The sequence below is a fragment of the Sphingobacterium sp. MAE genome (assembly GCF_056711605.1).
This window is the reverse complement of record NZ_CM160044.1, coordinates 1,035,403-1,062,349: the sequence shown is the minus strand read 5'-3', so window position 1 is coordinate 1,062,349 and position 26,947 is coordinate 1,035,403. Positions and strand designations below refer to the sequence as shown.

19 protein-coding genes are annotated in these 26,947 nt (G+C 37.9%); 10 read left to right on the top strand and 9 right to left on the bottom strand.

Annotated features, from left to right (window positions below; genetic code table 11):
- Positions 1-5: 5 nt before the first annotated feature.
- The 5 genes from AC06G9_RS04515 (at position 6) to AC06G9_RS04495 (ending at position 7,055) form a co-directional block, all read left to right on the top strand.
- Positions 6-755 carry a TrmH family RNA methyltransferase gene (locus AC06G9_RS04515; protein WP_045754318.1) on the top strand — a complete coding sequence of 250 codons (750 nt, stop codon included), beginning with the start codon at positions 6-8 and terminating at the stop codon, positions 753-755.
- A gap of 63 nt (positions 756-818) precedes the next feature.
- Positions 819-1,997 (top strand): MFS transporter, encoded by a 1,179-nt coding sequence (locus AC06G9_RS04510; protein ID WP_480957598.1) that lies wholly within the window; start codon positions 819-821, stop codon positions 1,995-1,997.
- A gap of 47 nt (positions 1,998-2,044) precedes the next feature.
- Positions 2,045-3,250: an AI-2E family transporter gene (locus AC06G9_RS04505; protein WP_480957597.1), complete on the top strand. Its 1,206-nt coding sequence runs from the start codon at positions 2,045-2,047 to the stop codon at positions 3,248-3,250.
- Positions 3,251-3,634: 384 nt separating this feature from the next.
- Positions 3,635-4,183, top strand: coding sequence for a GNAT family N-acetyltransferase (locus AC06G9_RS04500; RefSeq protein ID WP_480957596.1), 549 nt, complete (start codon positions 3,635-3,637; stop codon positions 4,181-4,183).
- Positions 4,184-4,358: 175 nt separating this feature from the next.
- Complete coding sequence (locus AC06G9_RS04495; protein WP_045754316.1) at positions 4,359-7,055, top strand: DNA gyrase/topoisomerase IV subunit A; 2,697 nt, start codon at positions 4,359-4,361, stop codon at positions 7,053-7,055.
- A 68-nt stretch (positions 7,056-7,123) separates the two neighbouring features.
- On the opposite strand, the gene msrA is transcribed toward AC06G9_RS04495, so the two are convergent.
- Together msrA and AC06G9_RS04485 are read right to left on the bottom strand one after the other, a co-directional pair.
- Positions 7,124-7,639, bottom strand: coding sequence for a peptide-methionine (S)-S-oxide reductase MsrA (gene msrA / locus AC06G9_RS04490; RefSeq protein WP_045754315.1), 516 nt, complete (start codon positions 7,637-7,639; stop codon positions 7,124-7,126).
- Between the two features lie 211 nt (positions 7,640-7,850).
- Positions 7,851-8,876: a glycosylasparaginase gene (locus tag AC06G9_RS04485; RefSeq protein WP_045754314.1), complete on the bottom strand. Its 1,026-nt coding sequence runs from the start codon at positions 8,874-8,876 to the stop codon at positions 7,851-7,853.
- Positions 8,877-9,058: 182 nt separating this feature from the next.
- Here AC06G9_RS04485 and AC06G9_RS04480 point away from each other — a divergent pair, with 182 nt between their 5' ends.
- The 4 genes from AC06G9_RS04480 to AC06G9_RS04465 all read left to right on the top strand — a co-directional run bounded on the left by AC06G9_RS04480 (position 9,059) and on the right by AC06G9_RS04465 (position 16,115).
- Positions 9,059-10,285, top strand: coding sequence for a C40 family peptidase (locus AC06G9_RS04480; RefSeq protein WP_480957595.1), 1,227 nt, complete (start codon positions 9,059-9,061; stop codon positions 10,283-10,285).
- Between the two features lie 15 nt (positions 10,286-10,300).
- Entirely contained in the window at positions 10,301-11,356 is a 1,056-nt protein-coding gene (locus AC06G9_RS04475) for a dipeptide epimerase (protein WP_480957594.1), read from the top strand.
- A 127-nt stretch (positions 11,357-11,483) separates the two neighbouring features.
- On the top strand, positions 11,484-14,639 hold the full coding sequence (locus AC06G9_RS04470; RefSeq protein ID WP_480957593.1) for a SusC/RagA family TonB-linked outer membrane protein: 3,156 nt from the start codon (positions 11,484-11,486) through the stop codon (positions 14,637-14,639).
- 18 nt (positions 14,640-14,657) lie between these two features.
- On the top strand, positions 14,658-16,115 hold the full coding sequence (locus AC06G9_RS04465) for a RagB/SusD family nutrient uptake outer membrane protein (protein ID WP_480957592.1): 1,458 nt from the start codon (positions 14,658-14,660) through the stop codon (positions 16,113-16,115).
- Positions 16,116-16,189: 74 nt separating this feature from the next.
- Here the strand turns inward: AC06G9_RS04465 and AC06G9_RS04460 are convergent, their stop codons facing one another.
- From AC06G9_RS04460 to alaS, 7 genes are all read right to left on the bottom strand, one after another.
- On the bottom strand, positions 16,190-16,675 hold the full coding sequence (locus AC06G9_RS04460) for a GNAT family N-acetyltransferase (protein ID WP_480957591.1): 486 nt from the start codon (positions 16,673-16,675) through the stop codon (positions 16,190-16,192).
- 161 nt (positions 16,676-16,836) lie between these two features.
- A complete protein-coding gene (locus AC06G9_RS04455; RefSeq protein ID WP_480957590.1) occupies positions 16,837-18,336 on the bottom strand; it encodes a M14 family zinc carboxypeptidase in 1,500 nt (499 codons plus the stop codon).
- A gap of 128 nt (positions 18,337-18,464) precedes the next feature.
- The gene (locus tag AC06G9_RS04450) at positions 18,465-19,517 is read right to left on the bottom strand and encodes a S66 peptidase family protein (RefSeq protein ID WP_480957589.1); all 1,053 of its coding nucleotides are present in this window, start codon (positions 19,515-19,517) and stop codon (positions 18,465-18,467) included.
- 19 nt (positions 19,518-19,536) lie between these two features.
- Entirely contained in the window at positions 19,537-20,874 is a 1,338-nt protein-coding gene (locus AC06G9_RS04445) for a dihydroorotase (protein WP_480957588.1), read from the bottom strand.
- A 328-nt stretch (positions 20,875-21,202) separates the two neighbouring features.
- On the bottom strand, positions 21,203-21,895 hold the full coding sequence (locus AC06G9_RS04440) for a response regulator transcription factor (RefSeq protein WP_045754305.1): 693 nt from the start codon (positions 21,893-21,895) through the stop codon (positions 21,203-21,205).
- 101 nt (positions 21,896-21,996) lie between these two features.
- Positions 21,997-23,097 (bottom strand): TlpA family protein disulfide reductase, encoded by a 1,101-nt coding sequence (locus AC06G9_RS04435; RefSeq protein WP_480957587.1) that lies wholly within the window; start codon positions 23,095-23,097, stop codon positions 21,997-21,999.
- Positions 23,098-23,106: 9 nt separating this feature from the next.
- A complete protein-coding gene (alaS, locus tag AC06G9_RS04430) occupies positions 23,107-25,722 on the bottom strand; it encodes an alanine--tRNA ligase (RefSeq protein WP_480957586.1) in 2,616 nt (871 codons plus the stop codon).
- A 381-nt stretch (positions 25,723-26,103) separates the two neighbouring features.
- Here alaS and AC06G9_RS04425 point away from each other — a divergent pair, with 381 nt between their 5' ends.
- Positions 26,104-26,946, top strand: coding sequence for a universal stress protein (locus AC06G9_RS04425; protein ID WP_480957585.1), 843 nt, complete (start codon positions 26,104-26,106; stop codon positions 26,944-26,946).
- The last annotated feature ends 1 nt before the right edge of the window (position 26,947 follow it).

Here is a 26,947-nt window from a genome sequence, read left to right as displayed (position 1 = left end):
AAAAAATGTTGTCAAAAGCACAAATTACTCTAATATCATCTCTTCAAAATAAAAAGTTTCGCAAACAACATGGTCTTTTTATTGTAGAAGGAATTAAATCTGTTAACGAATTTCTATCATCCTCTTATCAAGTTGACAGCATCTTTTATACAGAAGATGTACTCGCAAAAGTGGGTAAAATATCGGGAAAAATAAAATCTTATGTGCTGACTGAAAACGAATTTCAAAAAATCAGTGGATTAAAATCCCCCCAAGGCATATTGGCTCTGGTTCATATCCCAGAACAAAAGGAATTACAAGTACAGGATTATAAAAATCAGCATACCTTAGTATTGGATGATATCCAAGATCCAGGAAATTTAGGCACGATCATCCGTACAGCAGAATGGTTCGGCTTTCAACAGATTATCTGTTCTATCGGGACTGTCGATGCGTATAATCCTAAAGTGGTACAAGCGACTATGGGTTCACTTTCTCGTATCCAAATTCATTATATCGATTTGAAGGCTTTTATCAAAGAGGTGAAAATACCTGTTTATGGTGCTTTGCTCGATGGAAATAGTATTTACGAGACGGATTGGACGCATGAGGGTCTTATTATATTGGGAAATGAGGGAAATGGAATTTCTGAAGAAATTATTGAACTTGTGGATCAGCCCGTCACCATACCAAGGATAGGTGAAGCAGAATCTTTGAATGTCGCTGTAGCAACCACCATATTTTGTTCAGAAATCGCCCGAACAAAAAAATTATAAGACATCGCCTTCTTTTCTAAAAGAGGGCGATTCATTTTTACACAATTCAACAGCGCATTTACAATGACTGAAAATAAATCCATATACACATTACAATTTGCACTTCTTTGCCTGAGCTCGCTATTATTTTCAGCTAGTTTCAACATGATAATTCCAGAACTTCCCAACTACTTGAGTCAAATGGGTGGTGCCGAGCATAAAGGTTTAATCATCGCCTTATTTACCTTGACGGCTGGTATATCGCGTCCTTTCAGTGGGAAGTTGACCGATCGATGGGGACGAGTTCCGGTTATGGCAATCGGATCGATCGTTTGTTTCTTATGTGGCTTTTTATATCCCATTCTGACTACAGTTTCCGGATTTTTACTTTTGAGATTAATCCATGGTTTCTCTACAGGATTTAAACCAACCGCAACTTCTGCTTATGTAGCCGATATCATCCCCCGAGAAAGATGGGGTGAGGCGCTTGGTATGCATGGACTTTGTTTTGCAATCGGTGGTGCTGTAGGACCAGCGATTGGTAGTGCTATTTTTCAATATTACGGCATCAATGTGATGTTTTATAGTTCATCGCTTTTTGCCCTTCTTTCTATTGTTATTGTCATGAACATGAAAGAGACGCTTGCTAAAAAAGAAAAACTCAATTTATCCATGTTCAAAATATCACGGACAGACATTATTGATATCGGTGTTTTACCGGCAGGTATTGTTACATTTTTATCTTATTCGGCATTTGGTGCCATATTAACGTTAATACCGGATTGGAGTGATCACTTGCATTTGAGCAACAAAGGAATATTCTTCGCGGCCTACACCATTGCCTCTATTTTGATACGCTTTGTATCGGGAAAGGCGTCTGATAAATATGGTCGTACACGAGTGATTATGGTCGGACTGTTTATTGTTGGTATTTCACTCTTTTTGATCGGTCAGGGTGATTCTTTTAATAAATTGATGTTGGGTGCAAGTATATATGGTATTGGTACCGGTATCCTATCCCCTGCTATCAATGCATGGACAATAGATCTCGGAAAACCCAACCAAAGGGGACGTGCAGTAGCGACGATGTATATTTCGATGGAGGCCGGTATCGGTTTAGGGGCATTATTTGCGGGTCTATATTATCAAGATATCATAACCCGAATCCCTCAAGTGATGTATTTCAATGCTTTATTTTTAGGGGTAGCACTTCTATATATGTTTTTTTGGCAAGGATTTCGCTATAGACAGAAAGCAGATTAATTGAGAAATCAATTAATCTTAAAAAATCTAATCGTAGCTATTTCATAATGGAAAGTAATTCAGAAAAAAAACCGTACTCAATTGGGCTTGCTTCAAGCTTATTTGCCTTAGCATTAATCATTGGATTTTTGTATGTCACCCAAAGCGTTGTCGTACCTCTGCTTTTTGCTATTATACTTTCAATAACGCTGTATCCGATAGCTGCATTTTTTGAAAACAAATTAAAATTTGGTAAGGCTGCTTCAGCTATTATGGCGGTCATTATTGCCATCGTAATTATCAGTACACTGATCTGGTTTATAGTACATCAAAGTATTATCATTGGAAAAGATGCGGTCGCAATCCAGGAGAAGGTGCTTGCTGCTGTTGAATCGATCCAAAATTGGATTCAATCTCGGTTTGGCTTGGAAAGAAGTGAGGTTGTGCAAAAAATGAAAGAGCAAGGAAATAATGCTTTAGAAAATGTAGGCGGATATATGTCAACAGCTTTTGGCTCGATTGGTAGCACATTAGCGGGAATCATCTTAGTTCCTATTTTTATCTTTTTCCTTTTATACTACCGTGATTTTTTCAAAGAGTTTTTCTTTAAAGCATTTAAAAATACGGATAATAAAAAGATTCATGCTGTCTTAAAAAAGATTTACGACGTAGTGCAAAGCTATTGTTTAGGACTTGTGATGGTGATGGGCATTGTCGCGGTATTGAATACGGTGGGTCTGATGTTAATGGGAATTGAATATGCTTGGTTTTTTGGTTCCATGGCTTCCTTGCTGATGTTATTGCCTTATATCGGTATAGCAATTGGATCCATTTTACCTGCTCTATTTGCCTTGGCAACCAAAGATAGTGCTTTGTATGCCGTAGGTGTTATTGCCTGGTTTCAAGTGGTGCAATTTTTGGAAGGAAATATCATCACCCCAAATATCGTGGGGGGTAAGGTGAGTATCAATCCATTAATGGCTATTATCGCTATTCTATTGGGGGGAATGATTTTTGGTCTTGCGGGATTGATTCTTGCACTACCGATGACTGCAACATTAAAAGTTATCTTTGATGCTATCCCTTCTATGGAACCGATTGGATATTTAATCGGTGAACCTGAAAAGGAGCATCTCAAAAGAAATGCGACTCAGGAACTGCTACAAAAATGGGGTATTGTTAGAAAACCTAAAGTATTTTTTAAACAAACCATGGCTGACTCTGCTCCTGTAGATCCTGATTCTACCAATGATCCGGATAGTAAAGCTGAATAATTTTTATTGAAAAATAGATCAATTCGTCCAGGTATTTAAAGATAATACTTGGATGAATTTGTTTTAGATAACGCTATACTTCAATTGGATTTTCAGGATATCCGATGAGTTTTGAATAGTCTATCCCCGACTGAGCTATACAAACTATCATTGATATGAATATCATGATGATGGTTTGTATGAAATAGCCTATTAGTGATCCATCAATTTTTAAAATCAAATAGATTCAAACATTAGAAAATTTCCTGTAAACGCTACTTTTATTAACCTTGAAAAATGTGCATACTGTCAATAATCAACAATTGTTTTACCTCTTACATCCATCCTCTCCACTCTATTTTAAATAGATGCAGATAATTAATTTCTACTAACTTTGATTTAAATATGAGCTATATGAAATATGTACCAACACTTGAAACGGAGAGACTGATCATTCGTCCAATAACTTTAGATGATGTTGAGGAGTTTTATGCGATGGACTCGCAACCGGAAGTTCATCTTTATTTAAATAGATCTCCGTTAAAATCTAGTGAAGAGGCAAAAGATTATATTAAAGGTCTACTGCACCAGTATGAGACACATGGTATAGGTCGTGTTGCGGTCATCGAAAAAGCAACGAATCAATTAATAGGCTGGACAGGGTTTAAATTTATAGAGGAACCCATGAATGATAGGATCAATTTTCTAGATTTCGGCTATCGCTACCGTAAAGAGTCGTGGGGGAAAGGTTATGCTACAGAAGCGGCATTGGCGTGTATTACATTTTATTATAAAAATTTGACCCATATACCTCTACATGCCAGTACGCACGTCGACAATCATGGTTCGCGAAAGGTATTGGAAAAGGTTGGATTTAAGATTACTGATACCTTTAAGTTTACCATTTGGGACATCGATTGTTATTGGTATGAAAGGATTGAAGATACTAAGTAAGGTGTATACATCCCATTTTTAAATTCATAACTCCACTTTTAAATATTGAAATTTCCAGCATAAATCTATTTATATATCCATTGGATAAAACGAAATGCTTTTCGTATTTTTACGCTTGCAAAAATTCTATTCTTTTTGCAACTGATAATAATAAAAACACCATATTATTGATTACATGAGTGAAGAAACAAACTATCCTGCAGACGATAATCAAGAAGAAGTAAATAACGGACAGACAAATAATAGTAAAACAATTCCACTTTCGGGATTGTATGAAAACTGGTTTTTGGACTATGCATCTTATGTTATTTTAGATCGCGCAGTACCTCATATCAATGATGGTTTTAAACCTGTACAGCGTCGGATCCTACATTCACTAAAAGAGATGGATGATGGTCGATACAATAAAGCGGCCAATGTAATCGGTAATACGATGAAATATCACCCGCATGGTGATGCTTCAATTGGTGATGCCATGGTACAGATCGGTCAAAAAAATCTGTTAATTGACTGTCAAGGGAACTGGGGTGATCCGATTACTGGCGATGCTTCTGCTGCACCTCGTTATATTGAAGGACGTTTATCCAAATTTGCTCTGGATGTTGTTTTCAATCCGGAAACGACAAACTGGCAACTTAGTTATGATGGCCGTAACAAAGAACCTGTTACTTTACCAGTAAAATTCCCTTTGCTGCTTGCTCAAGGTGCTGAAGGTATCGCTGTAGGTCTTGCTACGAAAATAATGCCGCATAACTTCTTGGAACTGATCGATGGATCGATTCAAGTATTGAATGGAGAAAGACCTCATATCCTACCTGATTTTCCTACAGGCGGAATGGCGGACTGCTCGGCCTACAATGAAGGTCAGCGTGGTGGAAAAATACGCGTACGTGCAAAAATAGAGGAGCGCGATAAAAAGACATTGGCGATCACTGAAATTCCTTTTGGAACAACGACGGGAGGATTGATCGATAGTGTAGTCGCGGCCAACGATAAAGGGAAAATCAAGATAAAAAAAATCGAAGATAATACCGCAGAATTTGTTGAAATTATTGTGCATCTGGCTCCAGGAATATCTCCTGATGTTACGATTGATGCGCTATTTGCTTTTACGGCTTGTGAAGTATCCATTTCGCCCAATACTTGTGTAATCAAAGAAGATAAACCACACTTTTTGAGTGTGAATGATATCTTAATTGAAAACACGAAAAATACCAAGAACTTACTAAAACAAGAACTGGAAATCAAATTACATGATCTCCTAGAAAAAATATTCTTCAGCAGCTTACTCAAGATCTTCATTCAGGAAGGTATGTACAAGCATCCTGAATATGAAAATGCTGGTGATTTTGATACCGTGGTACTGGTTTTAAACCGTCTTTTTGAACCATTTTTTGGCCAATTCTACCGACCGATAGTTCCGGAAGATTATAAACGTCTGATCGATAAACCGATGAGTAGTATTACGCGTTTTGATGTAAAGAAAGCGGATGATCAAATGGCTTCTTTGGAAGAAGAGATCAAAAATGTGAAACGTCATCTTAAACACCTGACCGATTATGCTATCGCCTGGTACGAAAGATTGCGTGACAAATATGGCAAAGGTCGTGAACGTAAAACAGAATTAAGAGCTTTTGATCGCGTTGAAGCAACACAAGTAGCCTTGGCCAATGCGAAACTTTATGTCAACCGGGAAGAAGGATTCATTGGTTCAAGCATGAAGAAAGATGAGTTTGTTTGTGATTGTTCGGATATTGATGATATCATTGTATTCCGCGCTGACGGTAAATATGTCGTAACGAAAATTCAAGATAAGGTATTTGTCGGAAAAGATATCATCCATGTTGCTGTCTTTAAAAAAGGAGATGAAAGAACGATCTATAATGCCATCTATAAAGAAGGAGATACGGGTACGAGCTTTATCAAGCGTTTTGCCGTAGTGGGTGTCACTCGTGATAAGGAATATGATATCAGTAAGGGTTCAAAAGGTTCAAAAGTAACATACTTTACGGCTAACCCGAATGGGGAAGCGGAAATCGTCAATATTCAGCTCAAACCGCATACGAAATTAAGAAAACTTAATTTTGACATGAACTTTGCCGAAATTGCGATTAAAGGGCGCGCTTCTCAAGGAAATATTGTATCTAAATATCCGGTTAAAAAGATCACGTTCAAAAGTGCTGGTGTATCGACTTTAGCTGGTCGTAAGATCTGGTTTGATAAAATAACGAAACGCTTAAATGCGGATGAAAGAGGACTGTATCTAGGCGAATTTGATGGTGACGATAAGATCTTGATCGTCATGTCGGATGGTACTTACGAACTGTCGAACTTTGATCTGAGCAATTATTTCGATGATAAGATGATTCGCATCGAAAAGTATTTTCCTGAACATGTGTACACAGCTATTCATCAAGATGGTAAATCGGGTACTTATTATGTAAAACGATTCAAATTTGATGATATTCCTGTCGGTAAAAGCATGCTCTTCATCAATGATGAACCTGGATCTAAACTTATTTTGTTGACGAATAATACCGATCCAATAGTTCACTTGGATATTCTAAAGGGCAAGTCCCAAACCGAAGAGGCTTTGGACCAACCGCTGAACGAAATCATCGATGTGAAAGGTATAAAAGCACAAGGAAATCGTCTCTCTTTTCACACGGTTAAAAGTGTGACTTTGATGACGGAAGAAATTGATTTAACGGTCAACACAAAAGATGTGAGTGATTCGAATACTGAAGGTACCGAATCAAGTGAAGAAACACATAAAGCAGAAGCCGATACTCAACCGGATGATATTAAACTGGAGATCACAAATCCTGATGATATCCAAACGGATAATGGTGGGCAGATTGAATTGTTTTAAATGAACAGAACGTCATCAAGCTGATTGAGCTTATCAGTCATAAAAAAATCCGCTAAAAGCGGATTTTTTTATGACTTAAATTCTTTTACGAATTTTTGAAGTTTTGGTGCAATGACTACTGAACAGAAAGGATTTTCAGGATGCGTATTGAAGTAATTGTGATGATAGTCTTCTGCTACCCAAAAAGTAACTGCTGGCTCGACAGTCGTAACGATCGGGTCTTCGAAAATATCTTCGCTATCCAACTCATCGATAAAGTTCTTAGCTAAAATCTCTTGTTCTTCATCATGAAAAAACACAACCGAGCGATATTGCGTACCCACATCATTTCCCTGACGGTTTAATGTTGTTGGATTATGTGTTTTAAAGAATATCTTCAACAGCTCTTCATAGTTGACAAGATCTTCATCGTATTCGATCTGTACAACTTCAACATGCTCTGTCGTACCTGTACAAACTTGTTCGTAAGTTGGATTATCGTTTAATCCTCCCATATAGCCAGGCAAAACGGATTTTACACCTTCTGTATTTTGAAAAATAACTTCTGTACACCAAAAACAGCCGCCTCCAAATGTTGCTTTCATATCTTATTATATTTTATTCTCAAACTTAGATAAATTTGTTTAATATCAGGACTCCGGTACGACACAAATCTATCCTTTAAATTTATTTTATGCTCCTCTTGAGTGCTTTGCGATGATCACGATATCCGCTGCCCACAAGAATTATTGTATAGCATAAAATTAAAGATTAATGACAGAAAAAGAGTCATATCAGTTTACTGATTTTGAAAATCTATGCTTTGTAATAATAAGAGCCCGGAATGAGCAAGTCTTGTTTTTCCTTGTGGCAAACAGCATATGAAAATCCTTTTTGTAGTGCATAGGATCCATACTCCCCTTTCTTATTGAGTGCTAAAAATCCTACTTGAATATCCTTAGCAATATTGGGTTTCTTTTTGACAATCCGTTTGACCGCTTCTTTGCATGCTTCTTCAGGCGAATATCCCTGACGCATTAATTCCACAACCAAAAAACTGCCCACTGTACGGATCACCTCTTCACCCACACCCGTAGAGGTAGCTCCCCCTACTTCATTGTCCACATACAGTCCTGCTCCTATAATCGGGCTATCTCCAACTCGACCGTGCATCTTAAATGCCATACCGCTTGTCGTACATGCTCCGGATAAATTGCCGGCAGCATCTAGTGCCAACATACCGATGGTATCGTGATTATATTGATTACCGGGCAGACGCTCTACGGCGAATGACTTGTTTTCAATATTCATGACCGGTTTATATTTTTTTTCTTTTAACCACTCTTTCCATGCTTTCTCTCCTTCGGGTGTAAGCAGATTTTCTTTTTCAAAACCATTTTCCAGTGCAAATTGCAATGCACCATCACCTGCGAGCATGACATGGGGAGTTTTATCCATCACTAAACGTGCTACTGATATGGGATGTGCAATATGCTCTAAAGCAGCTACTGATCCACAATTACCTTCGGAATCCATGATGCAGGCATCTAAGGTGACAATACCGTCACGATCAGGATAGCCGCCTTTACCTACGGTCATATTTTTTAAATCAGCTTCGGGCACACGAACACCTTGTTCGACCGCATCTATAGCTTTCCCACCACTCTTTAGCACTTCCCATGCCGCTTGATTTGCTGCAATACCAAAATCCCATGTGGAAATAACAATTGGTTTTATTCCCGCTCGCTTATTTGAAATGGAAAAACTTGATAACGTTTCTACAGAACTAACAGCAGCTGCTCCAATAATACCTTGTCTAATAAATTGGCGTCTTGAACTCATATTTTAATCGATTTAGCATTACAAGTATACGCAAATGCACGTTTCTTTTCATGAGTTTTTTCATTAAAAACACCTCGTCAATTCACATTTATGCAAAAGAATTGTAAATTAATTCACAAATCGTCATCATTTCTTATAAAAAAATAGGCAATTTAGTCTATCTTTAAACCAAACTAATCAGCATGACAAACAAACTTAAATATGCTATTCTTACCTGTGCAGGCTTTTTAACCATTAATCATGCCTTTTCACAACAGATTGATTCAACGATCTATCATCAGGTCAAAGAACTGCAAGAAAACGTACGTAAGGCTTATGCTCCTGATAAGCGGACTAAGATATTTGCCTTTACCCAAACAGATGTTGCCAAAAATAATTATCAAATAGAAACGACAGAACAGGCTGCTAAAACAGCTTTCGAGCAACAGATTAGAAATATCCCTACTAATGTCGCGATAACCGTATTACCAGAACAAAATCTGGGTAATAAACTGATCGGGGTAGTCAATTTATCTGTAGGCAACATGCGAACCAAACCCGATAATGCCGCTGAAATGGCAAGCCAGGTTCTGATGGGCACTCAGGTTGACCTCTTACAAAAAGATCGTGGTGAATATCGGATACGTACTCCTGAAGGATATATTGCCTGGTTACCGGCTTCTGCTGTAACAGCGATGACAAAAGAGGAAGCACAGCAATGGAACAATCAACCTAAAATAATCTATACAGCGGAATTTGGAAAATCATTCTCCGAACCGAATACGCAAAGTCAACGGGTATCGGATCTGGTTTATGGAGACATTTTAGTGCTGACGGGAGAAAAAAACAATTATTTTGAAGTCGCTTATCCGGATAAAAGGAAAGCTTATATTAAGAAAGAGGAAGCGCTATCATTAAAAAAATGGATCGATACGCGTAATCCAACAGCTGAAAACTTAATTTCAAGTGCAAAATCAATGTTGGGACTTCCTTATCTTTGGGGCGGTACATCTGTTAAAGGTGTTGATTGCAGCGGTTTCACAAAAACAGCCTATTTTATGAATGGCTTTGTGATCCCACGTGATGCTTCTCAACAGGTATTAGCGGGTGAATCTGTTGATATCTTAGATGCTGAAGGACACTTTGATCCTGAAAAGGCGCTTAAAAATCTCAAACCTGCTGACCTCCTATTTTTTGCGGCTGGTAAAAACAATAATCCAAATGCGCGTGTTACGCATGTCGCACTTTATATTGGCAATGGTACATTTATTCATGCTGCAGGTTCTGTACGGATCAACAGCATGTTGAAGGATGCCGCAAATTATGATGATTTCCAGACACGTACAGTTGTTGCAGCAAAAAGATATTTAGGATCTGATGACCCACAAATACAAAAAGTACAAAATAACAGCTATTATAGTATCAAATAAAAGATAACAACGATCATGGGTATACATGCAGATTGGATCACTAAAGATTTTGGAGCGTTCAAACTCCGATTTAAACCCTATACTTTAGAAATGCGCTACGTATTTACGGTTGCATCTTTCAGTAGGACGACAACTCCGGTTGTACTGACTCAACTGGAGTATGACGGAATCATTGGATACGGTGAGGCGAGTATGCCTCCTTATCTAGGCGAATCTCAAGAAAGTGTCATCAATTTTCTCAACAACATCGATTTAAGGGGATTTAACTCGCCCTTTCAAACGGAAGAACTATTGGCATACGTTGACCAAATCAGTGCTAAAAATACGGCGGCAAAAGCAGCTGTGGATATAGCGCTGCACGATTTGATCGGAAAGATACTGGGAAAACCTTTTTACAAGATATGGGGATTAAATCCAGCGTTAATACCTGCGACTTCTTATACGATCGGTATCGATACGGAAGAGGTAGTTCGCAAAAAGGTCATGGAGGCAGATCAGTTTAAAATTCTTAAAGTAAAGCTGGGGCTTGAAACGGATAAAATGATCATCGATACCATCCGTCAATGTACGGATCGTCCGCTATGTGCTGATGTGAATCAGGGCTGGAAGAACAAAGAACAAGCGCTCGAAATGTCACATTGGTTAGCTGAACGCGGAGTTGTATTTTTGGAACAACCGATGCCAAAAGAGCAAATCGATGATAATGCCTGGCTTACGGAACATAGTCCTATACCAACTATTGCAGATGAAGCATGCCAGAGGTTGATCGATGTTCCGGCATTGCAGGGGGTATACTCGGGAATCAATATCAAGTTGATGAAATGTACGGGCATGCGAGAAGCGAAGCGTATGGCAGAATTGGCACAGGCATTAAAAATGAAGGTGATGATCGGCTGTATGACGGAGACATCTTGTTCGATTTCTGCAGCAGCTCAATTGGCGCCTTTGGTGGATTGGGCGGATCTGGACGGTGCACTTCTCATTGGCAATGATATTTATGATGGGATGAAAGTCATTGATGGGCAATGTATATTGCCAGATCGTCCGGGAATAGGTGTAATCGCTCAGTAAAAATATAACATGGTATAAGATCTTGTGTTTTACGAATATCTTGATCTTATACTTATCTTGTCCCTTAAAGGTTACAATAGATGACCTGAACCAAAATCTATTAAAAGCATAACTAACCAACACTCTTATGAACAAAATTTTACTCACCTCGTTATGTACGTTGGCTTGTGGATCTTTGCAAGTCGTACATGCACAACAAATCCAAGTTGCGGGAAAGATTTCGGATGCGAATGGCTCTGCCGTTCCTGATGTCACGATCTCCATTAAAGGTAGCGGCACCGCAACATCGACAAACTCCAATGGATTGTTTACGCTCAATGCCAATCAGGATGCCACACTCATCATTAGCGCAGTAGGCTATCAAAAACAGGAAATCAAATTAAATGGCCGCAAAACATTGACCATTTCTTTGCAAAAAGAGGAAAATGCTCTGGATGAAGTCATGGTAGTTGCTTACGGAACTGCCAAAAAGAGTACCTACACCGGTTCTGCTGCTGTTGTAAAAAATGATGCGATTGATAAACAGCCAGTCACTTCGTTTCAAAATGCATTAACAGGTCGTGTTCCGGGATTACAAGTCAGTACGAGTTCGGGGCAAGCGGGTTCTACTCCTGCTATCCGTATCCGAGGTATCGGCTCGATGAATGCTTCGAATGAACCTTTATATGTCATCGATGGTGTACCTGTGGTATCGGGATCTACGGGACAGATGAACGATTATCTGGTCAACTCAAATAACGTCATGAGTACCTTAAATCCTTCTGATATCGAGACTATAACAGTACTGAAAGATGCAGCAGCTTCTTCCTTGTATGGTTCGCGAGCAGCAAATGGGATAATTGTCATTACCACCAAAAAGGGGAAAAATGGGGCTCCTAAAATTAATTTAAAATCGTCTTTAGGTATCAGTCCAAGTTGGGCAACAGATAATAACGAAACAGCCTCAGTACAAGATCAGATTGATATGCTGTACAGTGTGCTCTACGATTCTCGTATTGCCGGTGGACTGAACGAAACAGCTGCAAACAAATGGGTATTAGACCGTTTCAAAACTAGATTTGGGATACATGGCTATGGGTTTTCGACGGAAGGAACGTCAATGTACGAGAAAGTCAACATTACCGGTCTTACCGATGGTATCGAAAATCGGGAGGGTAAATATTACGATTGGAATGACGCCTTATTCAGAACGGGTATTTTCAACACCAATGATCTATCGGTAAGCGGTGGAACAGATAATACGAACTATTATACTTCTCTTTCTTATACACAGGATAAAAGTCGCGTCATACTCAATGACTATAACCGTATCAGTGGACGCGTGAACCTGAATCAAAAAATTGGTAAATACTTAGAGTTTGGGTCGAATATCAATATAGCTAAGACAAAATTGGTCGGCATGAATGATACCCGAAATACGGGAAGTAATTATTTACTGCAAACGAGAAATCTATTATGGCCGCTGTACTGGCCTACAGACTATAAGACTGGCAATGAGTGGACCGCTCGTTATGGTAGTTTGGCTTACAATCCGCTTTATTACAATAAAGAGTGGGAGAACAGTTCTAAAACCAGCAAAATATCTGCTGTTGAATCATTGACTTTAAAGTTGCTTCCTGAATTGACGGTTAAAACGATCTTTTCATATGATGAGACGGAGTCTAAAGATCATATCTACTACAGTGCAAAACATTATAATGGTTCATCTACAAATGGTGTCGTCACTGAAGTCACTTCGAATATCCAAAAACTAGTCTCGTCGACTACGGCTAACTATAATAAAACTTTTGGACTTCATCAGGTTGCTTTACTAGCAGGATTTGAGGCTGAAAAAAATGAAAGCAGCTTCGTTCGTGCCACAGGAAAAGACTTACCTTCTTCGGCTTTACATACCGTATCTACCGCTGGGCAGTTGGATGCAGGAGCATATTCTTGGGGCAACAATATGATGTCCGTACTATCTCGTGCTGAATATAACTTTGATGAGCGCTACTTTGCTTCGGCATCTTTTCGTCGAGATGGCTCTTCTAAATTAGGTCCCGTGCCACGCTGGGGCAACTTTTGGTCTTTAGCAGGCTCATGGAATATAGCAAAAGAGAGTTTTATTGCTCAAATAGAAGATATCAATGCTTTACGAATTAGAGGTTCTTATGGTATCAATGCAACACTACCTTCTTCAGATTTTAGTTGGAGATCTTTGACGAGTTATTCCAACAAATACATGACACAACCTGGAGGTGCTTTGAGTAATATTGCTGACCCGAACCTCACCTGGGAAAGAAATTACACCACCAATCTAGCCTTAGAATTTGGATTGTTTGACAATAAAATCTTTGGTTCGGTTGAATATTTCAACCGAGATTCTAAAGACCTTATTCAGCAGGTGCCGATCTCAACCATAACTGGATTTCCCTACACACTGAAAAATATCGGAGAGATCAACAATAAAGGTCTAGAATTTGAATTAGGTTCTGATATCATCAAAAAACAGGATTTCAGATGGACTGCTAATATAAACGCTACTTTTATTGACTCTAAAGTGACCAAATTAAGTGATGGTAAACCGATCATCTGGTACGATCCAACCGGTAAAGATGATCGTGCTCGTTTCATCTATCAAGAAAATCAATCGACATTGGCTTTTTATGGTTTAGAATGGGCAGGTGTCAATAAAGAAAATGGTAAAAATGTCTGGTATACAAATGATGGTACCGAGGGTGATTTCTTATTTGAAGGAAGAGGTGCCAGTTACAACTATACTAAGGCACAGCAAACCATCATTGGCAATGCCAATCCAAAAGTCTACGGTGGTATTAATACAGATGTGGAATATAAGGGCTTATCACTGGGTTTAAACTTTGCCTACAAAATCGGTGGAAAACTATATGATGCGACCTCTAAAGATGTGGCTGATGATGGTTACTATTGGGAAAGAATTCATGCGCAATATTTTGTTGATGAGTCCTGGTCACCAAGTAATATGGAAGGCAATTTCCCTATGGTTTCTGGTCGAGATCTTGAAGATGTTAATCAGATCAGTAGCCGCCACCTCTACGATGCTTCATATTTGCGATTGAAAAATATTTCCTTATCCTATAAAATTCCTAATGATTATTTGAGCAAAATAGGAATCAACAATGCACGTATTTTCTTTAATGGAAGTAATTTATTGACTTTCTCAAAATACAAATATATGGATCCGGAGGTTAATCAGTATGGTACCCGTGGTTGGGAAATCCCAACTCCTAAGACCTACACATTTGGATTGGAATTTAATTTTTAACCTATTAAATTGAGAAAAATGAGAAAATTATTTATTGCTTCGTGCATCTTTATATCCTTTTCAGTTTCATCTTGTAAAGACTTTTTAGACGTAAAACCTACAAATTCTGGAGATGCTGAAACTTCCATCCAAACAGCTGCTGATGCCAAAGTTATTGTCAATGGCGTCATGAGCATCCTTTCAAATCGAGATTATTATGGTCGAAATTTCCCGTTGTACGCCGATGTAAAAGGTGGTGATTTCACTATTTTTGCGGCTGGCCGAGGATTTGATTATTTGTATACGTTTAACCATAGTGCTTCTTCCAATAGCTACTCAAGCGTTTGGACGCAGGGTTTTAATGCAATTGCCCAAATCAATAATCTGTTGAAAAATATTGAAAGTCTAAAAGCGACGGGTTCATTGGAAAATTTTAATCCGTACGAAGGTCAGGCTTTGACTGCTCGGGCGTTGGTCAACTTTGACTTAGTACGTCTTTATGGCGAGCCTTATAATGAAAATAAAGCAGCTTGGGGTATTCCTATTATCACAAAATCTTTAAAGGCTGATGCTCAGGAATTGAGAAGCACCGTGGAAGATACTTACAAACAAATCCTTTTGGATCTTAAAGCTGCGGAGACTTTACTTCCGAAAACAAAATTGAATGGTTATTTAAACTATTATGCCAATAAAGCTTTACAGGCAAGGGTATATTTGTATATGGAAGATTATCCAAATGCTTTGGCTGCAGCTCAAGAGGTGATTAATTCAAAAGTATACACGCTTTACAGCAATACGGCTTGGGTCGATTCTTGGAAATCAGAATTTGGTACCGAGTCAATTTTTGAATTGGGAATTTATCCGAATGAAACTGATTTGGGAAATTCATCTTTAGGTGCTTATTTTAGAAGATCTGCTCATGGTAGTTCGGCTATTTTAGGAAACTTTATGGCGAGCGATTATTTCTTAGCTCGTCTCAAACAAGATGATACAGATGTACGATGGGGTGTCATGGCACGTGATGAAACTTCTACAACTCGATTGGGTGCAATCTACAAGTATAGTGGTGGCATTAACTTAGAGGGGGACAAGAAGTCTTCAAACAGCACTGCGGTAAACTTTAAAGTGATCCGTCTTTCTGAAGTGTATTTAATGGCTGCTGAAGCTGCACTGAAATCAGATAAAGCTCTTGCTGCTAGCTATCTCAATGAAATCCGTAAACGCTCTCCAAAATTAAGTCTTACGAATGAGTCAACTATATCTTTAGATGTCATCGCTGAGGAAAGAAGTAAAGAGCTGGCTGGAGAAGGTCATCGTTTCTTCGATATGATCCGCTGGAATAAAAAGATTGAATTTAATGACGAATTAGGTTCCATCAATACGATTCACCGTACTAAAATAATTGACAGATCACTTAATAAAACGATTCTTCCAATTTTTATAGACGAGATCAATGCCAATCCAGGGATTGGTGCACAACAAAACCCAGGATACTAATCTCGCTGATTATAAATGTAAAAAGCCTTCTGATCAATGGTCAGAAGGCTTTTAATTTATTAGGGATATAGGAATTAATTGACCTTTTGAAAGGCTACCCGGGGTGTTCCATCGCTGACATAGATAATCCCGCAACGTGTATATCCCAATCTTGTCAATACCTTTTGCATCGGAATATTTGTTTCATGGGTATCGACGCGAATATTGTGACATTGTTCGAAACACCATTGAAAACACTGTGATGCTACTCCTTTGACTTTTCCATTGGAGGCTAAGCGATGAACCACTCCGTAGGGAGCATCATTTAGCCATTGACCTTCTTCAATAACTGTATAATTGGGGTCAGGAAGTAATGAGAAACAGAATGTTGCGACTATGGTATTCTCTTCTAGACAGACGTAATTTTCTCCTATTTCAATTGTTGACCGGATATATTCCCGAGAGGGATAGCCATTTGTCCACTGAATGGTATTGCCGCTAGCACGCATTAAGCCTCGTGCAATGTCAATAATAGCCATCACCTCATCTAAATCCTCCAATTTTGTTTTTCTAATGTCCATATTTTAAAATAACATTTTATTTTGTTAGTAACGAAGTGACTAGTGATCAAGTAACAAGATAGTCTAACCTTCTAACTCTCCTTATAGTAACAAAGTGACTAGTGATCAAGTGACAAATGGTCTAACTTTCTAACCATCTCACTTTCTAACTTTCTAACTCTCTACCGAACGATCTGTTTCATATTCAACGGTAATTCCTGATTCAAATCTATCAAATAACCGTTGATAACGGCATATTGGATTTCTTCATTCTTTTTTAAGAAAAAGTTTGCTTCTTTACCTAAACTTAAGCTATTATAAGTCTGCAATTTCGCTGTAGTTAGAATATGGATAGGCAAATTGTGCAGCGTATGTGGTTGAGCTCTATCCACTCTTACTGCAGCATAGCCCTGTTTCAATAATGCTTTTATATCGGCCTTGTCCAGATCACTTATCTGATTAAATTGCTTGTCATATACCTTAGCTTCTACAAGTTCGAAACCTGAAAGATCGAGATCATCGTATCCATAAAAATCACGTAGATCTCCTATATCTTCCACATATCCTTTAACGTGATAATCGTCATTTACCGTGATTTCATCTCGACGGATGGCAATATCAACTTTCAAAGGTAATCCCTTTGAAACAGTCGATACGCGACGCAATATAACATCGTGCAACTGGGAGGCATTGAAAGGTATCTGTTGGTATGCTGAGATCGCAAATTGCTGATAACTATCTTGTGCGATTTGCATTAAAGCATTTAGAATCACAATGAAATTCAATTTTCTGATCTGCTGTTTTTCAGAATCTCCTGCAAATGCTCCCGATTCAATTAAGATCGTGCTGGTTCCCCATTTTTGAAAACTATCACCAAATGCTCTTGGAGAATGTTCATCGTCATATTTAGCTACTGCTCCTGGTATATAATCTTGGAGCAATTGATGCATTCCGGCGATTATTTTCATTGCATTGCCACGGACTTCATTGATATCCCGCTCCCAGTTATAAGCTGGAGCCAATAACGAAATAGTAACCGGTGTTTTAGTTCCTGGAACATTATAATAGATATTCTGATCGTGTAAATTGAATCCAAATTGTGGTTTTATAAGTGCTGCCTGCTGTCTTAAAAGTTTTCCCTCTGGAGTTGCTGTATCTCGGGCATCCCGATTGAGATCAATCTGTTGCGCATTTCTTCTGGTGTAAACTTCTGCCCCATCGGGATTGAGCATCGGGATAAAGTGAATGGTTAAATGGGATTTCAACAGTGATCTTAAGGAATCAAATTGATCATTTTTACCTTCTAAAAAATTGAAAAGATCAAATAATGCCATCGTTGCGGTCGGTTCATCGCCATGCATTTGAGACCATAGCATGACTTTTTTGTTTCCAGCTCCGTAGGTAAGCTCATAGATCGCTCGTTTTTGGACTGATTGTCCGATCTGCTTGACTTGTAGATCCTGTGATGCTTGATGTTTTTTTATTAAATCGACTACTTGAGCATGTTTAAATCTCCGGCTTGTTAAGGTAGACTCTCTGTATAATGAATGGGCTTCATCAAAGTCATTTTTATTTAAATTCATGGTTTGGGCAAAAATTGTATTTACAGAAATGATGAAGATTAAAAAGAAGATAATTTTCATCATGGAGCTAATTTCCGTCAGTCTAATCCGTTTATTCATCAATCATTTTGTTTATGATAGACACTTATATTTCCTTCAGTAATGTTAAAGATCTGAAGTGGTCGTGATCTGTTGATTATTTTGGTTTGCAAACTACTGTATGCGTATGCTGGTTCTATTTATCTAGATTAATCTTTTAATACTTGCTGTAATAAGGTAATCGTTCCTTTGTCGGCATCCATTTTGACATGTGCGCCTACAGGTAGGATAAATTGATTGGCAATATGCCCGATCATCGCTCCTGAATAAGCGGGTACTCCCAGTGGTTTGATATAATCGTTTAGGACTTGTTCTAATGTTAAAGAGCCGTATCCACTTGCGGGCCCGCAGTCGGTACATTTACCAAATACGAAACCTTTGATCTGCTCTAAAATCCCGGCTAATTTCAATTGACAGAACATGCGGTCTACTCGTTCTATATTTTCATCGACTTCTTCTAAAAATAGAATTGCATTTTTAAAATCGGGTAAATAGGCTGACCCGCATAGGCCACTGAGCAGTGTTAGGTTTCCTCCTAATAGTATTCCTTCTGCTTGTCCTGACCTTATGGTAGTGATTCGTTCTTTATATTGGATAAAATTATCTCCTTTATCTGTTGGGTTTGCAAACTGTGTCGGCTGATTGAGAAAAAATTGATTTTCAAAATTTTTAGCAACGGTATTGCTCCATGTACTGATACCGACTGCGCCATGAAAGGATATTAAACCAGTCTTTTTATAGAAGGCCATGATCAGTGCGGTAATATCGCTATAACCTAATAATACTTTGGGGTTATTGGCGATGAGTTGATAATCAATCTTTGGCAATAAGCGGGAAGCTCCTGCTCCTCCGCGTATACAGACAATCGCTTTTACCTCTTGGTCTGCAAACATGCTGTGGATATCGGCTAGGCGCTCTTCATCTTTTCCTGCCAAGTTACCGTATCGGCTGCGGATATGTTTTCCTTCTTTTACTTTGAAACCAAATTTTTCAAAGATTTCGCGGGTCATAACGATGGATTCTTCGGTATCAATCACTCCCGCAGGAGCTATTAATCCGATGGTATCTCCCCTGCGCAATACTTGAGCAAGTAATTTCTTTTGGTCAGCTAGAGTTTCAAAGAAATCTTCCTGCGCAAATGACAGTGCAGGTATTCCTGTTGCGACTAAGCCTAAAGATTTTAAAAAGGTTCTTTTGTCCATAGCTAGAGGATTAGCAAAATTATCGGTTAAACAATAGACGCTTTCCTGAACCGTACTCGATCAAGCTTCCTTTGGAATACGCTAATTTTCCAGAAACGATGGTATGTTCGATGGAAGATTTAAAGGTATGATCTTCAAATGGTGACCATCCACATTTGGAAAGGATGTTTGATTTTGTTACGGTATATGGTTTGTTTAAGTCTACCAATACTAAATCTGCCCAATATCCTTCACGAATAAAACCACGTTCTTCTATCTGAAAACAAATTGCCGTATTGTGTGCTGATTTTTGAACGATCTGCTCTAAAGTCATTTTACCATCATGATACAGATCCAGTAATGCTTGTAACGCATGTTGCACTAATGGCCCTCCCGATGGTGCCGCACTATAGGCTTGTGATTTTTCTGCAATCGTATGAGGAGCATGATCAGTAGCAATGACATCAATGTGTCCGTCCAATACTGCTTTTACAATTTCGTCTCTATCGTTTGCTGTTTTTACGGCAGGATTCCATTTAATAAAATTACCTTTTGCGGCGTAATCTGCATCGGAGAACCACATATGGTGAATACATGCTTCTGCGGTAATTAATTTTTCAGCCAAGGGGATATCATTTCTAAATAAGGCAATTTCTTTGGCCGTTGATATGTGTAGGATATGCAAACGCGTATTGTTCTTTTTAGCTAATTCAACTGCTTTGGAAGAGGAGATGTAGCAGGCTTCAGCAGAACGGATAAGTGGATGCATATCTATCGTCAATCCTGCATCGCCATATTGCCCTTTGTATATTGCTAAATTTTCTTGTATAGTCGTTTCGTCTTCACAATGTGTAGCGACCAACGTTGGTGAATTGGCAAATATATCTTCCAATGCGCGCTCATTGTCAACCAACATATTTCCGGTCGATGATCCCATGAATACTTTCACACCACAGACATCACGAGGATTGGTTTTCAATACCTCCTCCAGATTATCGTTGGCTGCCCCCATAAAGAAGGAATAATTGGCTAAAGCATTTTGAGATGCGATATCATACTTATCTTGTAATAAGGACTGTGTCAACGTATTGGGTACTGTATTGGGCATTTCCATAAAGGATGTGGTTCCTCCTGCTACCGCAGCACGACTTTCGTGCCATATATCGGCTTTGTGCGTTAATCCTGGTTCACGGAAATGAACTTGGTCATCAATTAATCCGGGTAAAAGGTATAAGCCCTCTGCATTAATCTCCTGATCGGCTGGGTGATTAATTTCTGCAGCAATCATTTCGATACGACCATGGCTGATATATACATCTGAAGTTGTTATTTTTCCCTCGTTAACGATTTGCGCAGATTTTATAAGTATTGTTGACATAGTTGCTTGTAATATTTAATATGATAACAAACTTAGAGAAATTTGTTTTATGTTCAATTCTAATTGCATAATATATCCAAAAATTTATTCGCTATAATTTGTTTTTATGCGAAACTATTAAAGGTGTTGAAAAAATTATCTTTGATCTAGTATCAGCCCAGTCTCTTCTAGCAGAAATAAGCTCTGAAAGGATTTGAAATTATTAAAATTCTGAATTCCTTATCATACTGAAATCATCACATAACTATTCCTGACCGCTGGTCTATAAAACAGAAAAAGCGGTAATGAATCATTACTGCTTTTTCTGTTTTTAAAAATTAAAGTAAACTTAGGCTACATCAAATTTGTATCCCACTCCTTTTACGGTAGTTACATAATCTTCACCAATTTTTTCTCTCAGTTTTCTAATATGTACATCAATAGTCCTATTGGTAACAACTACTGAATCTTCCCAGATACTTTTCAGTATCTGTTCTCTGGTAAATACTTTATTGGGTTTGGATGCAAGCAAGTACATCAACTCAAATTCTTTTTTTGCAAGCACAATTTTCTGTTCACCACGATATACTAAGAAAGAATCACGATCGATCACTAAATCCATGATTTCTAATTTATCTTGTGATCTTGCTGCTTCTTCAGATACATTTCTTCTTAGAATGGCATTAATACGGCTCATCAAAGCACGAGGCTTGATAGGCTTTGCTATATAATCATCGGCTCCTACATGGAAGCCTGCGATTTCGGAATATTCTTCACTTCTAGCCGTTAAAAATACCATAAATGTATTCTTAAACTCAGGCATAGCACGCATTAGTCGGCAAGCTTCGATACCATCCATCTTTGGCATCATCACATCCAAGATAATGAGATCTGGATTGATATCTTTAGCTACATTGATAGCTTCATGACCATTCGAGGCAGTTGATACTTGATATCCTTCTCGCTTTAAATTGTAAGCAATTAAATCTAGAATATCCTGCTCATCATCAACTACTAATATTTTTTGCTTTGCAATGCTCATCTTCTTTTTTTTGCTAAATTATGAACAAAATGACAACAAAACATTAACGAAGTGTTATTAAATTGTTAAGTAACATTCCGAAAGTTAATATATAATTTGCGCTATTTTAAAGTTTTCTTTAAAAAATCCTCCAATTCTTTGCCACGTAAATTTTTAGCAACAATCAAACCTTCAGGATTTAACACATAAGATGCGGGAATTCCTGTAATGCGGTACAAGCCTACTACGGTCGACCCCCATGCTTTTAAATCCGAAGCATTGGTCCATTGTAACTGATCATCAGCAATAGCACGCATCCAAGGTCCTGGATTATCATCTAATGATACGCCAAAAACATCAAATCCTTTTCCTTTATATTGATGGTATAACTTGACAATATTGGGATTTTCCTGACGACAAGGCATACACCACGACGCCCAAAAATCTAACAATACGTACTTACCTTTAAAATCCGATAGTTTGATTGATTTATTGTTCGGTGTAAATGATTCAAAGTCTGGAGCAGGTTGGCCTATAGCTAATGTTCTCAATTTGTTTGTTTCTTCTTTGAACTGTGTAACATAACCATTGTCTAAGAACTTATCTTTGATCTTATCGGCATAGGCTATAATTTCAGATTCTGCAATCTCCGGATCTAAGGTACTGATAGCATAAAAACCTGCTACATCATCATGCTTTTCAGCAAAATCTACTGCTGCTTTAGTATAATACTGCAGTTGTTCGGTAAACTTCTGTTTATATTCGCTTCGCAGATTTTCAATTTCATCAACATCTGCGGTGATCGACTTTTTAGCAAAATCTGCTTGCAAAGAATCACGAACAGCATCACGTCGGTTTCTCATTTTGGAGAAAGTCTTGATCGTGGATGATAGATCCGACCCTTCGATCACATAGTCATTGACATCTTTTTGAAGGTCTGCTTTGAATACAATCTCCTCACCTGGAGAAGCAATCAAATCATACCTATTTTTACCTACACGAAGAGATAATAGACGTGCTTGACTGGTAGGCCGTTTAAATTGAAAAGCATTATTATCTCCAAAAAACATGGAATCTAATTTTCTTTCGCCTTCGTATAAGGATACTACTTTGATATTTCCGGGATTTTCAATTTGACCAGAAATTGTAAACTCGTCTTTATTTTTACATCCAACTAGAAATAAAAATAAAAAGCCCACCACTAGCAACGTCTGTTTCATCATATTATCTTTTTATTTTATAAATTCTATAGCTCTATCAATCGCAGTTGCTAATCCAGCACTATCTTTTCCTCCAGCTGTCGCAAAGAATGGTTGTCCACCTCCACCACCTTGGATATCTTTTGCTAAATCGCGGATGATATGGCCAGCATTCAAGCCTCTTGATTTTGCTAACTCATCTGAAATCACAACAGTCAAACTTGGTTTGCCATCAAAATCTGCTCCTATGACTAAAAATAAATTATCAACGGCACCTTTCAAGGCATACGCCAATGTTTTAACGGCTTCTGCATTTGGTAGATCAACAACTGTAGCTAAGAAATTAACATCGCCTACTTGCTGCAATTTGCTTTCTAGGTCTGATTTTAACGCCAAAGATTTTTCAATAATCGTTTTTTCTATTTCCTTCTTCAAGGCGCCATTTTCCTCGACCAATTTGCCCATAGCTGCAACAAAATCTTTTGGATTATTGAGCAATCCTTTGATCTGATCTACTAACTCAAAATGTTCGCGGATAACAGATGCAGATCTTGTTCCTGTAATGGCTTCGATACGACGTACACCGGCAGCGACAGCGGACTCTGATGTGATTTTAAAGAAACCGATCTGTCCAGTTGCCTTAACGTGTGTACCACCACAGAGCTCTTTTGAGAATGTATCATCGAAAGTAATGACACGAACGTAATCACCATATTTCTCACCAAATAAAGCCGTAACGCCAGAATCTAATGCTTGCTGATAGGGTATGTTGCGTTCTTCCTTCAGTACAATATTTTCACGGATCTTAGTGTTAACTATGTCTTCTACTTGTTTGATCTCTTGGTCTGTTACTTTTGAAAAATGGGAAATATCAAAACGCAAAACATCTGCATTGACTAATGAGCCTTTTTGATTCACATGGTCACCTAATACTTGCTTTAAAGCGGCATGGAGTAGATGTGTCGCGGAGTGATTATTTTCGGTATCAACTCGTTTTGCTTGATCTACTTGAGCAATAAAAAGACCTTCAAAACTCTGCGGTAATGTATCGATAAAATGTACGAATAAACCGTTTTCTTTTTTGGTGTCGGTGATATATATTTTTTCTCCAGAAACGTCAGATACTAGAACTCCGGTATCTCCTATCTGACCACCACCTTCAGCATAAAAAGGTGTTACCGATAGTACCAACTGAAATTGGTCTTTGCCTTTTGCTGAAACTTTACGGTATTTGACAATTTCTGTTTTTGCCGTTAAGGTATCGTAACCGACAAATTCAAATCCTTCGTCTTCATTGACTAAAATCCAGTCTCCGGTATCAATTGCTGTTGCCGCACGGGAACGCTCTTTTTGAATCTGTAATGCTTCATTAAAACCAACCATATCCACGGACAGATTTTTCTCTCTTGCTAACAATTCGGTCAAGTCAATTGGAAATCCATAAGTATCGTAGAGCTCAAAAGCAAAGTCTCCTGCAATGGTTGTATTTGCTTCCGCATAATTTTCGAAACGTTGTACTCCGGTCACTAAAGTTCTCAAGAAGGATACTTCTTCTTCCAAAATCACTTTTTGAACAAAGCTTTCTTGTGCTTTCAATTCATTGAAAACACCATCAAATTGGGCTGCCAATAAGGGTACCAATTCGTTGATAAATGGGGCTTTGAAATTCAGAAAAGTATAAGCATAGCGTACCGCGCGACGCAAAATACGACGGATCACATACCCTGCCTTATTATTAGATGGTAACTGACCATCGGCGATAGCAAAACTAATCGCACGAATATGATCTGCAACCACACGCATAGCGATATCTGTTTTCTCATCTGCACCGTAAGCAATACCTGCTTTCTGAGAGATAAACTGAATAGTTGGTTGAAAAACATCGGTATCGTAATTGGATGTTTTTCCTTGAATAGATCTTACAAGACGTTCAAATCCCATTCCTGTATCGACGTGTTTGGCTGGTAGAGGTTGCAATGAGCCATCTTTTAAACGGTTAAATTGCATAAACACTAAGTTCCAGACTTCGATTACTTGTGGATGATCGGCATTGACAAGTGATTGGCCCGATACTTCCTGTCGCTCTTGCGCTGTGCGCATATCGTAATGGATTTCAGAACAAGGGCCACAAGGACCAGTCTCCCCCATTTCCCAAAAATTGTCTTTTTTATTTCCTAATAGAATACGATCTTCTGCAATCAAAGCTTTCCAAAAATCATAGGCTTCCGTATCTTTTGCTAATCCTTCTGAATCATCACCTTCGAAAATCGTGACGTAAAGACGGTCTTTATCTAATTTATATACATCAGTAAATAATTCCCATGCCCATTGGATTGCTTCTTTTTTGAAATAATCGCCGAAACTCCAATTTCCTAACATTTCAAATAAGGTATGGTGATAGGTGTCAATACCTACCTCTTCCAAATCATTATGTTTACCGGATACACGTAAACAACGTTGTGTATCGGCAACACGCGGAAATTTAATGGCGGCCTCGCCTAAAAATAAATCTTTAAATTGATTCATTCCCGCGTTTGTAAACATCAATGTGGGATCATTTTTCACCACAACTGGTGCTGATGGTACGATTTGGTGTCCTTTACTTTTGAAAAAATCCAAAAAAGCCTGACGAATTTCTCTACTTGTCATTGAAAATCTAATTGTCTAATTATGATGATGCAAACTTACTTAAATTTGCCTCGTAATGCAATTAGACAGATGTATTTTAGTCTACAATAATGTATTAAGAATGTCAAGAATTGAAATATATTTTGACTATTTTTAGAAATACTTCATTTTAGAATAAGATTTAAGAAATTAAAATGGAGTTAGTTACTTTGTCAAATAGTATGTCTAAAATCACTTTATTTCATTAAATTAATCACATATTTAAATCATTATAACAAATACCTTTACATTAGGTAAGAAAACAAAACTAACTTATACCAATTATGTTAAACAACTACGGTGATGTAGTCATGTTTTTTTAACCAACGATAGCACACAACATAACACTTAACGATCAACAACATGAGCAATAAAATTTTAGTTCCAATTGATTTTTCAGACAATGCCCATACTGCTATTCAATTTGCAATTGATCTGGCAAAAAAAAGGGGATTTGAGATTCATTTATATCATAACTATACGGTCTCATCCAGTAGTTTTGAGGATGAAAGCAAGGAAAGTACTGACGAAAATTTCAAAGCAGATATATTAATGTCTGATTTGATCGATAAGTTGAAAGCCAACAATCCCACAGTCACTTTTACTTCGAAATGCGAGCGTGGTATTATCACAGAGTCCTTATTTAAGGAAACAAAAAATGCGGACTATTCAGCTATTATCATGGGAACAAAAGGGAAAACCGACGATACCAGTGTCATTGTCGGTAGTACAACCTACGCTGTCAGCCAAAAAAGTAATATTCCTGTGATTGCCATTCCGGTTCATTATCAAACAAAAGATATCCATAAGATTGGTCTACTTTCTAATTTTAAATATGCTGAGCTAGATACTTTAAATGAATTTATCAAAATATTTGGATCCAATGTGAAAGTACAAATCATACATGTACACTATCACCCAGATTCTGAGGCTGATATCGAGGATAAATTAGAAATCTGGAAATATCAAATCAAGAAACATAATGAAATCACAGATGTGGACATAGAAGTAGATTCTATACAGACCGATGTGGAGGAATTGGATACGATTCCTGAAGTGATCAATGAGATTATTAAAGATGAACAAATTGATCTGGTATTGATAACGAAGACACGTAAATCATTTTTTGAACGATTATTTAAAAAGTCTGTTGCAAAACAAATTATTCATCATCCTATTATTCCTACATTTTTTTCTAAAGCTTAAA

Coding starts and splice junctions, on each gene's coding strand:
- AC06G9_RS04515 (WP_045754318.1), top strand. CDS start 6: ATGTTGTCAAAAGCACAAATTACTCTAATATCATCTCTTCAAAATAAA.
- AC06G9_RS04510 (WP_480957598.1), top strand. CDS start 819: ATGACTGAAAATAAATCCATATACACATTACAATTTGCACTTCTTTGC.
- AC06G9_RS04505 (WP_480957597.1), top strand. CDS start 2,045: ATGGAAAGTAATTCAGAAAAAAAACCGTACTCAATTGGGCTTGCTTCA.
- AC06G9_RS04500 (WP_480957596.1), top strand. CDS start 3,635: ATGAGCTATATGAAATATGTACCAACACTTGAAACGGAGAGACTGATC.
- AC06G9_RS04495 (WP_045754316.1), top strand. CDS start 4,359: ATGAGTGAAGAAACAAACTATCCTGCAGACGATAATCAAGAAGAAGTA.
- msrA (WP_045754315.1), bottom strand. CDS start 7,639: ATGAAAGCAACATTTGGAGGCGGCTGTTTTTGGTGTACAGAAGTTATT.
- AC06G9_RS04485 (WP_045754314.1), bottom strand. CDS start 8,876: ATGAGTTCAAGACGCCAATTTATTAGACAAGGTATTATTGGAGCAGCT.
- AC06G9_RS04480 (WP_480957595.1), top strand. CDS start 9,059: ATGACAAACAAACTTAAATATGCTATTCTTACCTGTGCAGGCTTTTTA.
- AC06G9_RS04475 (WP_480957594.1), top strand. CDS start 10,301: ATGGGTATACATGCAGATTGGATCACTAAAGATTTTGGAGCGTTCAAA.
- AC06G9_RS04470 (WP_480957593.1), top strand. CDS start 11,484: ATGAACAAAATTTTACTCACCTCGTTATGTACGTTGGCTTGTGGATCT.
- AC06G9_RS04465 (WP_480957592.1), top strand. CDS start 14,658: ATGAGAAAATTATTTATTGCTTCGTGCATCTTTATATCCTTTTCAGTT.
- AC06G9_RS04460 (WP_480957591.1), bottom strand. CDS start 16,675: ATGGACATTAGAAAAACAAAATTGGAGGATTTAGATGAGGTGATGGCT.
- AC06G9_RS04455 (WP_480957590.1), bottom strand. CDS start 18,336: ATGAATAAACGGATTAGACTGACGGAAATTAGCTCCATGATGAAAATT.
- AC06G9_RS04450 (WP_480957589.1), bottom strand. CDS start 19,517: ATGGACAAAAGAACCTTTTTAAAATCTTTAGGCTTAGTCGCAACAGGA.
- AC06G9_RS04445 (WP_480957588.1), bottom strand. CDS start 20,874: ATGTCAACAATACTTATAAAATCTGCGCAAATCGTTAACGAGGGAAAA.
- AC06G9_RS04440 (WP_045754305.1), bottom strand. CDS start 21,895: ATGAGCATTGCAAAGCAAAAAATATTAGTAGTTGATGATGAGCAGGAT.
- AC06G9_RS04435 (WP_480957587.1), bottom strand. CDS start 23,097: ATGATGAAACAGACGTTGCTAGTGGTGGGCTTTTTATTTTTATTTCTA.
- alaS (WP_480957586.1), bottom strand. CDS start 25,722: ATGACAAGTAGAGAAATTCGTCAGGCTTTTTTGGATTTTTTCAAAAGT.
- AC06G9_RS04425 (WP_480957585.1), top strand. CDS start 26,104: ATGAGCAATAAAATTTTAGTTCCAATTGATTTTTCAGACAATGCCCAT.